General features: G+C 35.7%; 14 protein-coding genes and 1 tRNA gene. 8 read left to right on the top strand and 7 right to left on the bottom strand.

Features of this window, described 5'->3' with window-relative positions; translation table 11 throughout:
* Position 1 precedes the first annotated feature (1 nt).
* The 3 genes from HNQ69_RS02585 to HNQ69_RS02575 are packed head-to-tail and all read right to left on the bottom strand — an operon-like array spanning position 2 to position 2,795.
* Positions 2-649 carry a CbiQ family ECF transporter T component gene (locus HNQ69_RS02585; RefSeq protein WP_183228526.1) on the bottom strand — a complete coding sequence of 216 codons (648 nt, stop codon included), beginning with the start codon at positions 647-649 and terminating at the stop codon, positions 2-4.
* Positions 646-1,326 (bottom strand): energy-coupling factor ABC transporter ATP-binding protein, encoded by a 681-nt coding sequence (locus HNQ69_RS02580; protein WP_183228689.1) that lies wholly within the window; start codon positions 1,324-1,326, stop codon positions 646-648. The genes HNQ69_RS02585 and HNQ69_RS02580 overlap by 4 nt, the downstream gene beginning before the upstream one ends.
* Positions 1,327-1,364: 38 nt before the next feature.
* Positions 1,365-2,795, bottom strand: a complete 1,431-nt coding sequence (locus HNQ69_RS02575) for an amino acid permease (RefSeq protein ID WP_183228688.1) — start codon at positions 2,793-2,795, stop codon at positions 1,365-1,367.
* Between the two features lie 181 nt (positions 2,796-2,976).
* Here HNQ69_RS02575 and HNQ69_RS02570 point away from each other — a divergent pair, with 181 nt between their 5' ends.
* Positions 2,977-3,297, top strand: a complete 321-nt coding sequence (locus tag HNQ69_RS02570; RefSeq protein WP_183228525.1) for a hypothetical protein — start codon at positions 2,977-2,979, stop codon at positions 3,295-3,297.
* 566 nt (positions 3,298-3,863) lie between these two features.
* Here HNQ69_RS02570 and HNQ69_RS02565 read toward each other — a convergent pair.
* Positions 3,864-4,070, bottom strand: coding sequence for a SlyX family protein (locus HNQ69_RS02565; RefSeq protein WP_183228524.1), 207 nt, complete (start codon positions 4,068-4,070; stop codon positions 3,864-3,866).
* A gap of 42 nt (positions 4,071-4,112) precedes the next feature.
* Positions 4,113-4,298: a hypothetical protein gene (locus HNQ69_RS02560; RefSeq protein WP_183228523.1), complete on the bottom strand. Its 186-nt coding sequence runs from the start codon at positions 4,296-4,298 to the stop codon at positions 4,113-4,115.
* Between the two features lie 242 nt (positions 4,299-4,540).
* On the opposite strand from HNQ69_RS02560, the gene HNQ69_RS02555 reads away from it, so the two are divergent.
* The 7 genes from HNQ69_RS02555 (at position 4,541) to lpxK (ending at position 13,398) form a co-directional block, all read left to right on the top strand.
* A tRNA-Thr gene (locus HNQ69_RS02555) sits at positions 4,541-4,616 on the top strand.
* Between the two features lie 1,632 nt (positions 4,617-6,248).
* Positions 6,249-6,557, top strand: a complete 309-nt coding sequence (locus tag HNQ69_RS02550; RefSeq protein ID WP_246348472.1) for an SRPBCC family protein — start codon at positions 6,249-6,251, stop codon at positions 6,555-6,557.
* 1,301 nt (positions 6,558-7,858) lie between these two features.
* Complete coding sequence (locus HNQ69_RS02545) at positions 7,859-9,190, top strand: TldD/PmbA family protein (protein WP_183228522.1); 1,332 nt, start codon at positions 7,859-7,861, stop codon at positions 9,188-9,190.
* A complete protein-coding gene (locus HNQ69_RS02540; RefSeq protein ID WP_183228521.1) occupies positions 9,177-9,980 on the top strand; it encodes a 3'(2'),5'-bisphosphate nucleotidase CysQ in 804 nt (267 codons plus the stop codon). Before HNQ69_RS02545 ends, HNQ69_RS02540 begins: the two co-directional genes overlap by 14 nt.
* 46 nt (positions 9,981-10,026) lie before the next feature.
* Complete coding sequence (locus tag HNQ69_RS02535) at positions 10,027-10,269, top strand: DUF4170 domain-containing protein (protein WP_183228520.1); 243 nt, start codon at positions 10,027-10,029, stop codon at positions 10,267-10,269.
* A 797-nt stretch (positions 10,270-11,066) separates the two neighbouring features.
* A complete protein-coding gene (gene waaA, locus HNQ69_RS02530; protein ID WP_183228519.1) occupies positions 11,067-12,389 on the top strand; it encodes a lipid IV(A) 3-deoxy-D-manno-octulosonic acid transferase in 1,323 nt (440 codons plus the stop codon).
* The gene (gene lpxK, locus HNQ69_RS02525) at positions 12,379-13,398 is read left to right on the top strand and encodes a tetraacyldisaccharide 4'-kinase (protein ID WP_183228518.1); all 1,020 of its coding nucleotides are present in this window, start codon (positions 12,379-12,381) and stop codon (positions 13,396-13,398) included. The genes waaA and lpxK overlap by 11 nt, the downstream gene beginning before the upstream one ends.
* Positions 13,399-13,425: 27 nt before the next feature.
* On the opposite strand, the gene HNQ69_RS02520 is transcribed toward lpxK, so the two are convergent.
* Both HNQ69_RS02520 and mutL read right to left on the bottom strand, forming a co-directional pair.
* Positions 13,426-13,662, bottom strand: a complete 237-nt coding sequence (locus HNQ69_RS02520) for a DUF2093 domain-containing protein (RefSeq protein WP_183228517.1) — start codon at positions 13,660-13,662, stop codon at positions 13,426-13,428.
* A 117-nt stretch (positions 13,663-13,779) separates the two neighbouring features.
* On the bottom strand, positions 13,780-15,618 hold the full coding sequence (mutL, locus tag HNQ69_RS02515; protein ID WP_183228516.1) for a DNA mismatch repair endonuclease MutL: 1,839 nt from the start codon (positions 15,616-15,618) through the stop codon (positions 13,780-13,782).
* Between the last annotated feature and the right edge of the window lie 235 nt (positions 15,619-15,853).

Genomic DNA, 15,853 nt, shown 5'->3' with positions numbered 1-15,853 from the left:
ATTATTCCTTTACTATGAAAGTTGTATCATCGTTAGATATTTTATCATCAGGATCACTATTATAAGAACGCGCATCTAGTGCTTCAGCAACCTCTGAAGCCATTCTTATCGTTCGTATAATTAACGGCATTGCAAGAGCAAAAATGTTGGTATCAAATCCGCGCGCTCGCTGTGCTTCACGTACTTCATTGAATTTTTCACTAACAACCGGAATAAATCTGATTGCCATAGAGACTACCATACTAAATTCTGATGGATTGATACCAAAACGTCGAAATGGTTGAAGCCACATTTCAATTGTACTCACCATATCTGAAACTTTAGTCGTTAAAGGCACAAGTGATGCTAAAAAAACAAGAGAAATAAGACGCAATATGATTTCAAAACCTGTAATCCAACTCTTAAAAAAAACTTGAAAAACAAATATAAGGACTAAAAACAGGCCTATTGATTTAAGCTGCTTTAATACATTGTTAAAAGGAATCTTAGCAACTCTATACAATAAAGCCATAAACAACAAAAAAAGTAACAGAATAGGTATTGATGATACCATCAATAGCATAGTTGCACATACCGTGAGCAATAAAAGCTTAACCCCTGGTCTCAGTCTATGAACAAACGTATCCTCAGGAAGATATAATCCGATCACGACATTCTTCTTACATATTCTTTGATCGCAACAGAAGGTATATCATCAATAATTATCTCCCCTTTATCAAAGACTAGCACTCTATCAAACTTTTCTAGAAACTGCAAATCATGCGATACAACAATCGCCGTTTGAGATAATTCCTCTATAACTTGCGTAACACGACGCTTATTTCGCAAATCAAGTAACGTCGTTGGCTCATCAAAAACAATATAGTCTGGTTTCATTGCTACGACACTGGAAATGGCAACGAGTTGTTTTTGTCCACCACTTAATAAATGAACTGCGTGATTTCTGAAATTTTGAAGATCATAGCGCTGTAAAATTTCATCTACACGCTCCTTAATTTCATCTTTACTAAGTTTTAGATTTTTTAGACCAAAAGATAAATCTTCCTCCACTAATGGTAAAACAATTTGATTATCAGGATTTTGAAAAACAAATCCTACTTTACGCTTTACTGCTTTTGCATCACGCTTTGTATCAAGCCCATCAACGCTTACACAACCATGCGATGGTAATTGTAGCCCATTGATAAGACGAACAAATGTACTTTTTCCAGAACCATTCGCACCAATAATGGCGATTCGTCTTTCGGTAAGCTGTACAGTAATATCCCTCAAAACGCACAAATCACCAAAAACTTGTGTCACTTTATCAAACTTTATCATCCCCAACATTTGTTTTAATCAATCCCTCTATATTACCTCTTCTATCACTGTCGCTTAAGTTTATAGCCCAAGAGTAAAAACAAGCACCATATAGGAATAATCATAACTGCCAAACTCATATCAGGCATCTGCACAGGGATATATATTTCAAGAGAAGATACCCTTATTCCTATCATATCAAAAAGTTGAATCATTAAGCCATTTTGCCTAAAGCCACTTAAAAACATAATGCAAAATAATAAAGCAAGAAAGCAGAGGCAAAAATAGTTGGCGTAAGGATACAAGCCAAACGTATAAATAAACGTTTCCTTTCTGTCCTTATGGGCCTTTCTAAATTTCAAATGAACAATAACAATAATAGCCCAAGTAATAACAGCTGCTGCAGTTGCAAGAGCCATGATCCGCATAAAACTATTATCAGGAACAAGAGCATTAACGACGATAATCAACGCAGTACAGATCGATGAAAAAAGGATAGCAACATAAGGAACCCGAGCAATACTCAATTTACTAAAAATATGTGGAGCATTTTTTTGTATAGCTAAACTATAAAGCATACGACCATTGGAATAAATGCCACTATTATAAACCGAAATGGCAGCCATAATGACCACAAAATTTAAAATATGACCAGCAGCAGGAATTCCTACAGTTTCAAAAATTGTGACAAAAGGACTACCATTTTTACCAATCATATTCCATGGGCTTATCATCATAATCACGCTAATAGAACCAATGTAAAAAATTATAATCCTCCACATAACTTGACGAATAGCAGTTGGAATTGTTTTTTGCGGATTAGATGCCTCTCCAGCGGCAATAGCAATAAGTTCTGTTCCACCAAAAGAAAACATCACTACAGAAGTAGCCAAGATAACCCCTATCGCTCCATAAGGAAAAAAACCGCCATGCTTCCAAAGATGATGAACACTCGCTTGGCTATCATTCATTCCAGTTACAATGAGAAACATCCCCAAAATAATCATACCAATAACAGCAGCAACTTTGATCAAAGCGCAACCAAATTCAAATTCTCCGTAAAAACGAACATTAAATAAATTAATGAATGTAACAAACAAAAGAACAATAAAAGAAGCCTTCCAATGATCAATCAAAATCCAATGATCAAGATAAAATCCAATCACTGTAAGCTCGGTCATGCTCACAAGAATATAAAGAAACCAATAATTCCAACCTGTTATGAAACCAGCAAGGTTTCCCCAATATTTATAGGCAAAAAAACTAAAAGCACCTGAAATTGGTTCCTCTACAGACATTTCACCAAGCATTCGCATAATAAAATAAATAATAAGCCCCCCAAAAAGATAAGCTAAAATAGCTGAAGGGCCAGCCAATTGAATTGCCTCTGTTGATCCATAAAAAAGACCCGTTCCGATAACACCACCCAAAGCAATCATTTGAATATGGCGATTTTGAAGGCTACGCTTCAATTCATCATTCTTACCCTTAAACATCATCCCTCATTACTTTTTTTGGATTCAACATAAATTTTTATTGCAGTAAAATACACATTGTTTTTATGAATCTTTTTCAAAAAAAACATAAAACGAACGTAAATTTATTTTCTGGTTACAATGCAACTCCCTGTTTTTCTATGCATTATGCAAATGTTCCATTAAAATTGTGGGAAGAAATATGCTCCATCCTCTACGCAAATTAATTGCTTTCATTTTCGTTACGCTAACAATTATAGTATTAGTCACTGATAGCGTACACTCTGTGAGCACGGCACATTGGACGACGACCCCCCTGAATAAAATATTGGCAAACCTTTTGCAAACAGATACCTCTGAGCTTAATCAGTCTATACGTAATATCATACCAACTTTCTTGTCCTCCATTTGCATTGCCCTCACTTATTTGCCAGCATGGTCTATCTTTGGTGCTTTGGCGATAGCATTTTGTATCTTGAATCACGAAAAACAAAAGCCTTTTCATAAAATATCGTATATTTAAAAGAAGAATATATTTGATTTTTCTATTGCAAAGATTCTTCTCAAGTCCATTGTAATACATACAATTGTTACACTTTAGAAAACTTTATCTTACCAAAATAACGGAAAGCTATTTTATTAATAGGAACAGATTAAAAGTACCGTCTTATAAGCATCTACATTAAAGTCATGATTGCTATAAACGACTACGGGATCAATTTTTTATCAATTAAAAGCAATTAGCTATTCAGTTTAAGCTCTCATCCTACTTATAAAAAATTTGCGCAGAGAAGCTCGAATATATTGAAATAATTAACCTTTTTATGATTGCTTTTTTATCTCCTCAAAAAGGCTTTCTAATAATATCAGCATTTTTATATAATTGAAAATTCTTGAAATGATGATGAGGAAAATTCTAAACCTTATAAAAACTATACCACATGCCTACAAGGAAAAACTGAGCAGTAAACAACGATAATTGTGATAAAAATACCCACCATTGAAACCTACTGCCCGTCATATTTTTAAAAAATCCAAAAAGCAATTACTAGAAGAAATTTGAAAACTTCAAAAAAGTATCCAGCATACCTATCGATGAAGAGATGATGGAATAATAGCTTCAAACACACCCTGTTCTTCTAAATCCGAAAATCGCCTCGTTAAGATATCCAATTTTTTAGATATCTCATTTAAACTTTTCCATTGATCAGTGACCACGCAAGAAAGTTCGTCAATAAGCTTTTCTTGGTAAGTTAGCTTCGTTTCTAGTTCTATCAGCCGATTTTCATCCGACATGGTTCTTACTCCATTTTAAATAGAAAAACGTGTTTAATTTTATTAAATCATCCCTTTTATCCCCATTTCTATAAGAATGAGAAGTAACTTTTCTACCAATTCCACGGATCTTATCTTCACGGCGTGGTTGATGATATCTTTTATTCCCCCAATCCTTGCCCAATAAATTTCCTCCTTTCCATAGAAGCTGCAGATATGTTTATCTTTACAAAGATATCTTGTCATCATTTTCCACCTTAAAAAGGCGCTTTTCAGCCAAACTTCCAACGTTGAACACGGCTGCAAATTGGAAAGCATTTTATAGTATCAAGATCAAAAAATACTGTTCTGCTCCTGATCTTCACGCTTCACCCTCCTATCCCAATAATTACCGCATCTTATAAATTACTGAAAAAAATGCATACTTGCTTTTGTGCGTATTTTTGGTTATTACGCTCGAACTGAATTTTTTAATTAATGTACAAGCCTATGCCGCATTAGCTCAGTTGGTAGAGCACATCATTCGTAATGATGGGGTCGCTGGTTCGAATCCGGCATGCGGCACCATTTTGTGTTTTTAATACGTTGAAATAGATGACAGGTTGTTCACCTTTAGTTATTTTAACTTACCTACTCATCCACCTTTTGATATATGATTAAATCCTGCTGTATACCATACAAAACTGTTAGCAAATTCACATTATTATGAATGAGAAAATCAAAAAAACTTGTTTTAATTGTGATGTATCCATCAGAATTATGTCAACAGGATTTTGAAAACTGTCGTTCAGACTATTGCATGATTTTCAATTGCGTAATACCATAAAATTGCCTGTACATATAAGTTGTATTTGCTCACTGGCACAAGCTGCAGAAAAAATCGTTAAAATTTTATCTTTTCATCAAAGATTTACGATCACTTCAAATAAAATTATTTCCTCGTATATTTTTGATACTCGCATCAGACTTCCTATGTTTTATATTTTAAAGTGTAGTAGATGTAGTGTGAGCTAGATGTTTAACAACGATGAATGCATCTTTTTAAAAACGAATGTACTGAAGAGTGTTTTATTTCTTGGAGTTTTTAGTAATCCTGAAGCCTACTTTTTACTCAATAACTGTTTATGGAATCTTCTCATTGAGGGATGACACTTTATGACAAGTGTTATGACTTCTTGTTGTTAAATTTCTTTTTACCTAGACAGGATTATTAACAGCTTATCAGAAGTTTACAGATTTAATTTACTCAATTTCACCTATACAGTCAAAGGTGAGGAAAGCCCACCTTGGTTCTCGAATAACTTTAAAAGAGATACTGCACTTAGTAGAGAAAATATTGCTTACTTTATGAAAAAGTGAACATAAAATCAAACATTGGATAGCAGTGATTTCCCGAGAGCACATATGTCTTGCGACCGAATTCAACTTTCTTCAAATCTATCATGATAAGGCTGAACCACTTCGAAAAACGTTTAAGGAAGATGAAACTTTTATTTACTGTCCACGATCACAATAGGCATTAGGCAGATTCTTCAAACCAATAGAGTTCCAATTATTTTAAGGGTAACCATATTTATCAAGTGGAGCAAGCGCCTAATTTCATATCTTTTTGAAAAGATGTTATTTTTAATAAACAAGCACAACTTTTTGTTTTAAAAGAAGTCAAGGTCTTGAATTTTTAACCAATCCCCACGGGAGGAATGTTAGCGCAACGAGTTTTTTGAAATGACAGCTTACAATGCGACGCTCATTCGCGAAGCAATGGGGATTCCTTATGTCTAATTATTCAACTGTTTTGGTTATTTCTTATTTTTGATCAAGTATCTAAAGAAGATTTCTTTTAGAAACTGAGGGGCTTTGTTTAATTAAAGCATGGTCTAAAATAATGTGTTGGTATCATCTCACTATTTGTAATGACACTGCTGTTCAGAGCTCAACTGCAACAGGAGGAAGTGCCTTAAATTTAAAAATTTCTTTTAGCCTGAATATTATGTATTTAATTACTGAAACGGGAATTTTTTTGTAAAATAAGGAGAACTTTCATGTTTAAATGGATACATAGCGAAGAAATTAATACAGAAGCAAGTTCTGAACAAATTTGGGCTATGTGGGAAAACGCGGCAACTTGGCCTTGTTGGGACCACGAACTTGAGTGAGTAGAAGCTTCCTGGTGCTTTCAAAGAAGGAGCTACAGGGTAAATGAAACCTAAAAAAGGACCAAAAGTAACTTTTACACTTGATAAAGTTATAAAAAATATTTGGTTTTCTGATTATGCTAAACTCCCTTTTACACGCATGAGTTTTAATCATGAGTATATTGCTTCAACGGAGTCTGATTCTTCAAAAAATAAAATTCGTCATACGGTAACTCTGTCTGGCTTACTTGTTCCCTTATTTGGAATGATTATTGGAACAAAAATTAAGCGACACCGTCGCGATGCAATAGTTGAAATGAGCCGGCATCTCTTACTGGAAATAAAACTATCGCGTAATGATACCTCTTCATAAAGAAAATTGATATTTTTTCAAAAAGAAATGATGTAGGCATCATACCCCACGTGAGAATTAAGTCTTTGAACCATGGGTATTTTACAAACCAATACACCCACAAAGCATCTTAGAGTTATTTGTTTAAACCTAATGAGACCATTGTGTAAAATCGATTGTACCCTGAAGCTTTTATATAAAAAGCACTGGATTCTATTTTATCGTAAAAAATTGATAAAATGCTTTTTTATTGAAAATAAGAAAGCTGTAGCTATTAATTGTTATTCTATAAAAAGCGTAAAAAGCTAAATAATTTCTTCTTTAGTAATACTTTTAGCGGGTGAAATTGAAAGGTCCGAGGTAATAAAATAAGCGCAATACCTGCTTTATAAAAATTGACCTGACTCTATTGTTTGCATTTCTTCAAAAACGATTGATTTTTTATGCGTAGAGATGGTTCGTTACTGGTAAAAAGCTCTTTAGTTGTTAAAAAAATTATAAATTATGATTTCTGTAGGAATAACTGAATCAAGACTTTAACTCTCAAGCTAAGTTGAGAGTTAAACACAGGGGAAGTACATCAGATTTTTCTGTTTAATGAAAAATAAGCCAATTTATTACGCGTATAAAAATGATAAGATGCTATTATTTATACGCACTAGCAGCGAAAAAATATGTCATAATTATAATTTATTTTCAATAGATATAAAAAGAGAGCTTGTACTGATATCGTGCATGCAAAGTCAAAGAAATTTATGCCTGCTTATCTCAATCGCAATAAAACCAATAATAAAAAAGTTATCTTTTACGCTGTCTATAGTTTGTTTCATTGACAAGATTATTGAGCTCATGGAGAAAAAGCTTATAAATGTCAAGAAGGCATATTATAGTGAAAACCTTCCTTATGTCTGCGTAAGAATCTATAGGGAAGATAACATAAAAATCGGTTTAGTACTTCATGGCCAAGGAGCATATGGTTTTAGACATCTTTCAATTCTTGAAGCGTTTAAAAATTTGAGGTTAAAGTCAAGTGTTATCGCACAATTTTCTATTAATTTGATTATCTATTAATTTGATTATAAAGACGTATTTTTCTTGTACAATAACATGAAGTAGATTGGAATGATTAAAACCTAAAAAGTTGATAAGATCTTGCACCTTTTTGAAAAGAAGCTAAAAGAGAAATTGCTCAATTCATTGAAAGAAAAAGAATGCGTTAATGACGCATAGTTTTTTATGGGTGAACATACGAGAACTACATTTTGTGTAAACTTGTTAATTACCTACCCATCTGAACGAATTAATACTTAAGGGAGTCCATGATGACTGACAAGAACCAGATTGATAAAGCTGCTTCATTGGTTGAATCGGCAAAGCGTTCTGGAGCAGATGCTGCTGATGCTGTTATTGTTAGCGCACATTCTACCAGTGTAGCTGTTCGTTTTGGGAAAGTCGAATCGACAGAAGCTTCAGAGAGCAATGATTTTACATTAAGGGTTTTTGTCGGCAAAAAAGTAGCAAGTGTTTCTGCTAATTTAGCATCTTATCCGCAAGAACTTGCAGAACGCGCTGTTGCGATGGCAAAAGCTTCTCCTGACAGTTTATTTGAAGGTTTAGCAGATAAAGAATCTTTGGTTAAAAATCCTAAAGATCTCGATCTTTTTGATGATTTTGTTCCGCACAGTCAGTTTCTAACAGAAGATGCCTTAAAAATAGAAGCTGCAGCCCTTGATGTTAAAGAAGTGAGCAATTCTGGTGGAGCCGCAACAGCTTACGGCCATAGCGGATTTGTTCTTGTAACCAGCGATGGTTTTTGTGGGAGTTATCGTTCCAGTTATTTTTCACGCTCTTGCAGTGCACTTGCTGGTGAGGGTACAGCAATGGAGCGGGATTATGATTATACCACGGCCTTACATTTTTCTGATTTGGAAGCAGCAGAAACTGTGGGAAAAAATGCAGGTGTTGGAGCAGTTCGACGTTTGGGATCAGTTCGTGCTGCTACAGGAACGGTTGATGTTATTTTTAATCCGCGTACGGCTCGCGGAATTGCTGGACATATCGCATCTATGGTGAATGGAGCATCTGTGGCTCGCAAAACAAGTCTTTTACAAAATCTCTTAGGAAAACCGGTGATGAAACCACATGTCAATGTGATAGATCAACCTTTGCGATTGCGTGGGAATGCTTCTCGTCCTTTCGATGGAGAGGGAGTAGAGGGGAAAGTATTAAATATCATTGAAAATGGTATTTTAAAATACTGGCTTCTTTCATCATCTTCAGCCCGTGAATTAGGACTTAAAACCAATGGTCACGGTGTGCGTTCAGCGTCATTGGTCCAGCCGTCCAGTACCAATTTTTCTATTGAGCCGGGTTTAATATCACCTGGTGATATGATAAAAGATTTGCAAAGGGGGTTTTATGTCACCGAACTGTTCGGACATGGCATTGATTTTGTTACGGGGCAGTATAGTCGTGGAGCTTCTGGTTTTTGGATCGAAAATGGCGAAGTCGCTTATCCAGTAAGTGAAGTGACACTAGGTTCTGACTTACTCCATATGCTAGCGCATTTAACACCTGCAAACGATATTGATCGGCGTTATGGTATAGCAGCTCCAACATTATTAATTGAAGGGATGACACTTGCAGGAAAATAACACGCATCATTCTTCTGATTTAAACCTTTTGCTTGATGTTTGTCGAGAAGCAGGAGATTTAGCAATGGGGTATTTTGGAAGTGCACTGAACGTCTGGATCAAGGAAGGTAATTCACCTGTCAGTGAAGCAGATTTCGCAGTTGATCACTTTTTGAAGGAAAAACTTCTTGGAGCACGCCCAAATTACGGATGGATTTCAGAAGAAACAAAAGATGATCGGGGACAAGAAGTTTATGAACGCTACTTTGTCGTTGACCCTATTGACGGAACGCGTGGTTTTCTTTCTGGCAGTACCTATTGGTGTATTTCGATTGCTATTATTGAAAATAAGTATCCTATCGTAGGTGTTGTACAATGTCCAGCGCAGGGAGATATTTATGCAGCTGTTGCTGGTGGAGGAGCAACATTAAATGGCACAGAGCTCCCTCTTTTGGCATCTCAGATTAATAGAAAATACAAAATCTCACTTGATAAATCGCTAGCACAAAAATTGCCGGATGATTTTCGTAATAAAGTCAGTTTTTACCAAGACATTCCCTCCCTTACGTATCGTATTGTTCTTGCTGCTCAAAATGAGATCGATATCGTACTAGTTCGTCCCAATTGTCATGCGTGGGATATTGCTGCGGCTGATCTTATTTTACGAGAATGCGGAGGATGTTTTCTATCGCTTGATGCATCTTTTATATCTTACGGGATTGTACCTTATCAGTATGGGCTTTTAATTGCTGGTAAAAATAATTGCTGTAAAGATATGCTAGATATTGTTCGTAAAGTAAAGTTAGTTTAATCACATAAAAATCGGGCTAACGTTTTTTAATGATATGGAGGCATATATGACTGAAATCAACAAAAAAAAACAATCTTTGTATCTTGTATTTGGCGGGGAGTTAAAAAATCTTAACAGTAATCAATTTAAGAATATTGATGACTTAGATGTGGTTGGTATTTTCCCAGATTACAAATCAGCTCAAGAGACATGGCAAGCAAAAGCACAAAGCAGTGTAGATAATGCATTACAACGTTATTACATCCTAGACTTGCATCGACTTCTTGACACTGAAACAAGCGATACATAATAGAATTTGAATATCCGATCATCATTTTCTTAAGTTTTGCGCGAGCAGAAAGATTGAATATCAGAATGAATAAAAAAATCAGAACAAAAGCAGTGTATTTTAGTGTTTCTGATCAGAGAACAATACTTATTGGAAAAAAAATTGTATAGTTTTTTGCTGTGTGGCTAGCTTATTCGCATTTCGTCTCTTGGATAAATTTATCATTGAAAATTTTAAATAATGTTTATGAAAACACAGAGTATTTATAATTTATGTTCTTATCACTTTTTTGCATGGATAGCATATTATAGAATCCTTTCTTCTTTTTCAAAATAAAAAAGTTGTGGTCATATTTTTTCATTTTGTTTATTTAGAAATCAATGCTTAATTTGTAAAAAAGTGAGAGCTTAAATTGATGTAGAGTTCGTGAGAACGAGAAAATATTCCACGTTCATAAAATGATGCGTATGGAAATTTTTAATGTTCAAAATGTTCTTAAATCTGACAAAAGATACTATAATTGTAGATATAAAGCGCGTAAAATAAAAAAAGACTGTTTTATTAGCTAAATTATTTACCTATCCTATTATACTTTGTGTACATGCATTCTTATAGGAGAAGATTCTTAAAAAATATAGGATAAAATTGCGATTTTACTTCCCTACAATCTTCTCATAAGTAAAGCACTTTTCATGAATTAAAATGCAAAGGATATTTTTCTATTCGATAGAAAAAACAAATGTAATAAACAGGGGTAATGAATCATTTAATAGGAAAAGCTGATAAACGTCTCAAAACAAATGAATGAGGTGGTTTTCATGATGGAACTAAAGGCACATATGGCTCTTTTAATCTATCGGATGATTGGCTTTTGCTTACGTCCTGTTATTCCTTTTTATTTGTTTCTTCGCACTATCCGTGGAAAAGAAGAGCGTGGTCGCCAAAAAGAGCGTTTGGGTAAAAGTCATAAAACACGTCCTCAAAGTCCATTAATTTGGTTGCATGCGGCAAGTGTTGGAGAAACGCTTGCCCTTGTCCCGCTTATTAATTATATTTTATCATTGGAAATCCATATATTATTAACAACATGCACTGTAACATCTGCTTCCCTTGTGAAAAAGCAGTTTGGTAATCGGTTAATTCATCAATATGCTCCATTGGATTTAAATTTAGCAGTGCGTCGTTTTATCAGTCATTGGAAACCTGATTTGGTATTGATTTGTGAATCGGAGATTTGGCCTCTACGTATTAAAGAACTTGCCAAAATGCAGATTCCACAGATTTTAGTTAATGCCCATATGTCCGAACGTTCTTTTAAAGCTTGGCAAAGACGGTATGTTCTTGCCAAACATATTTTTAAACATATCGACTTGGCTATTGGTCAAAATGAAAGAGATGTTGCTTACTACCATGCGCTTGGGGTAAAATCTGTTGCATTTTCTGGCAATCTTAAGGCTGATGTTTTACCGGTTGAAGATCAAATATTGCTTACACATTATCGCAGTGCTATTGGCAATCGCCCAGTTTGGGCAGCTGTTTCAACCCATGAAGGGGAAGAGGAAATTGCTTTTGAAGTTCATAAGATTCTTAAAAATTATTTGCCAGATTTATTAACAATCATTGTTCCCCGTCACCCTGAACGGGTAGAAGATCTCATTAAAAAATGCGTCAATAAGAGTTTGCGTTTTATTCGCAGAAGCAACAATGCTAAGCCAGATATAAATACGGACGTTTTGTGGGGAGATACCGTTGGAGAAATGGGGCTTTTTCTTCGTTTATCGAAAGTTGCTTTTATTGGTAAGTCGTTGTGTGGGGATGGTGGACACAATCCATTAGAATTGGCTTTTCTTGGTTCAGCCATTTTGACAGGACCTTATATCTCAAATTTTCAAGAGATGTTTGAACAATTCTTAACCCGTGATGCAGCCTATATGATTCAAGATACAAAACAGCTTGCTATTCAAGTGTATAAGCTTTTAACAAATGAAGCATTACGACAAGAAATGGTTGATAAAGCCTATGAAGTTGCAACAGACATGGCAGGTGCACTCGAGCGCACATTAAAAGTTCTTGATCCATTTTTGCAACCTCTCGTGATACAAACAGGTTTAAGTCAGCATCGGAGTAGATATGCCCATTAGCGCGCCACATTTTTGGTGGAAAGAGAGAAGCTTTTTGCGTGTTTTGTTAACGCCAGTTTCCTGGGTATATGGTTATTTTTCACGTCGCCGTATGGCAAGACAGCCCCCCGTTATTGATCTTCCAGTTTTGTGTATTGGCAATTTTACATGTGGTGGTGCTGGTAAAACGCCTGTTGTTATTGCTTTTTCTCAAGTGGCTAAAGAGCTTGGTTTCGTGCCTGGTGTTGTATCGCGTGGTTATGGTGGAGCATTTAAGGGAGTGCATCTTGTCAATGAGGAATATGATAATGCGCGTGATGTTGGAGATGAAGCCCTTTTACTTGCACGGCATGCTTTTGTTGCTCTATCAGCCGATCGTTATGCAGCAGCACAACGACTCAAGCAAAAAGGATGTAATTTGATTTTAATGGATGACGGATTTCAAAGCCGCCGTCTTTATATGGATTATGCATTGCTAGTTGTAGATGCGATGCGTGGTTTTGGAAATGGAGCTGTTTTTCCAGCAGGGCCTTTGCGTGTATCGTTAAAAACACAGCTTTCTTTAACGGACAGTGTTTTATTGATTGGTCATTCGGATAAGTGTGATAAGATTACTTTCCTTGTCAGGCATACTGAAAAACCTTTACATCATGCGCACCTTCAATCATTGGCGTCTGATGAAGTTGCAAGAAAATCATTTTTGGCATTTGCAGGTATTGGCAATCCAGATAAATTTTTTAAATCCATTAAAGAACTATCCGGTCATGTTGTGCAAACTTATTCTTACCCTGACCACTATTTTTTTAGTGATACAGATTTAAAAAATCTTGCACAAAAAGCTAAAACTCAAAATTTATGGCTGGCTACAACTGCTAAGGATTATACACGTATACAAACAAGCAGTGCACAAAAAAGCTTAAAAAATCTTATTGTATTTGATGTTAAAGTCGATTTTATTCAAAAAGACTTCTGCCGTATAGTCCTTGAGAAGGTCACGACTCGTTTTAAAGAGCGCAAATATCTCCTTTAAAGAATTGAATTTATAGTTTTCAATGGGTCATTTTTTCTGCGTTTTTAATAATTGACTGAGATACGGATTGCATTCAAGTTCGCGATGATAGGAAATTTCACAACTAGCATAGGCTTCTTGGCGGTGATGATTCCAATATTTTAAATCCTCGATTGGAATTTTTTGTCCGCTGACGGCACAAAGGGTATAGGTTCCATATTGTATGATTTTATATCCATTATTAGAATAATGAATTTTCGCTTCGCGTTCATCACTGGAAAACATTGCTTTATACTCCCTTTCTATTTTTATGAGAGGTTATACAAGTAAAGTGCCATAAGGTACATTATAAAGTCGAGAGCAAATTAAAAAATATTTTTTTCCGTAACGGTAAATGGTAATTTATTTTCTCCCAAAAAGCCTTTCTATATCAGCCAATTTGAGTTCAATATAAGTAGGACGACCGTGATTACACGTTCCTGTATTAGGTGTTGCTTCTATTTGTCGTAACAGTGCATTCATTTCTTCTGGGTGTAAAAGACGTCCTGACCTTATTGAGCTATGACAGGCCATAGTGGCTGCAACATAATCAAGCATTGCTTTCAAATTGTCTGTCGTGTCATATTCAGCAGCTTCATCTGCAAGATCTTTAATGAGAGATTGTACATTAACCTCTCCTAACATTGAGGGTGTTTCACGCACAACGATTGCTCCAGGTCCAAATGGTTCTATACCCAAACCAAATTTCTGCAAAGCATCTTTGTGCGTTAAAAGGCATGTTGCATCTTCTTCAGAGAGTTCTACAATTTCAGGGATAAGCAATAATTGTGAAGAAAGTGGCTTGGAATAAAGCGCATTCTTAAGTGCTTCATAAACCAATCGTTCATGAGCAGCATGCTGATCAACAATAACCAAACTATCTTGAGTTTGAGCGATAATGTAGTTCTTATGAATTTGTGCTCTAGCAGCTCCTAGTGGATAAGATAATTCTTCTGATGAAGGTGCTGTATTTGGAATATAAGCATCACTACTTGGTGTATCTAAACCCTCTATAAGAGAAGTAGCATCTTCTTTTAAACCAAAAGAACTGGTAATATCTAATGGTTTATGAATCGTTGATGCGGATGCAAAATAAGGGGATGGTGGCTTGTAAGAAGAAAGCGAATTCGTGGTTTTAAAAGTTTTCAATGGCTGTTGGGTCTGAAATGCGGCCAAAATTGCTTCAGAACACGTTGAAGTAGGACGAACACCAGTTTGATGCAATGCTTCACGAATTGCTCCAATGATTAAACCGCGAATGAGCCCTGAATCACGAAAGCGTATATCTGCTTTGGTCGGATGGACGTTAACGTCCACATCAGCGGGGGGTAAATCAATAAAAAGAATGGATACAGGATAACGATCCCGCGCCATGACATCAGCATAGGCTCCTCGAATTGCTCCCCAGAGAAATTTATCACGCACTGGGCGTCCATTAACATAAGCAAATTGATGAAGGCTATTACTACGATTGAACGATGGCAAGCAAGCAAACCCAGTCAAACGAACTGATTCACGTTCAGCATTCAGGACGATGCTGTTAGGAGCAAATTCTTTGCCCATAATTTGGGTAATACGTTGTAATTGTCCTTGGGTATTATTTTCCGTAGCAGGTAATTCCATAGAAGTTCTATCTGGACCTGAAAGAGAAAAACGGATCTGTGGAAATGCGATAGCAATTCGTTTAATCATATCGGTAATGGCATTCGCCTCAGCACGATCAGTTTTCATAAATTTTAGCCGTGCTGGAGTAACAAAGAAAAGATCACGAACTTCAACAATCGTTCCAGGATTCGCCGCCGCTGGTCTTGGTCCGACAATCTTTCCTGCTGTGACAATAATTTCAGTAGCGTTATCAGCATCTTGCGTTCGTGAAGTTAGTTTAAGTTTAGCAACAGAACCAATGGAGGGTAAGGCTTCTCCTCTAAACCCTAGGAAGCAAATATTATGCACATCATCAGTGATTTTTGAGGTACAATGACGAGAAACTGCTAATGTTAACTGATCTGCAGGGATACCACAGCCGTTATCGCTCACCTTTATAAAGTTTTTTCCACCGTTTGCTATAACAATTTCGATTCGGGTTGCTCCAGCATCAATGGCATTTTCAACAAGTTCTTTGACAACATTTGCTGGCCGTTCAATAACTTCACCGGCAGCAATTTGATTAATAATATTTTCGCTAAGATGACGTATGATCATAATAAATTCTAACAAGATTCCTGCGGATTCTATAGAAGTTTTCAATTATGATAGCATTATTTATCCAACATTCAAGAATGAGAATATGGGAAAGGTTTTATTCTCAAAATAACTATTCTGTATTTTCAAAGAATATTGTACCAATTGCTGGTTCATTATTTGTATCATTCTCATATGAATTATAGCAGCTAATTGATTGGAAAAATCAGAGGAGAATAGTTTTGATTTCTCCAAA

Origin of the sequence: Bartonella callosciuri, assembly GCF_014203215.1 — a bacterium.
Lineage (GTDB): Bacteria > Pseudomonadota > Alphaproteobacteria > Rhizobiales > Rhizobiaceae > Bartonella > Bartonella callosciuri.
This window is presented reverse-complemented; position numbering and strand designations above follow the sequence as displayed.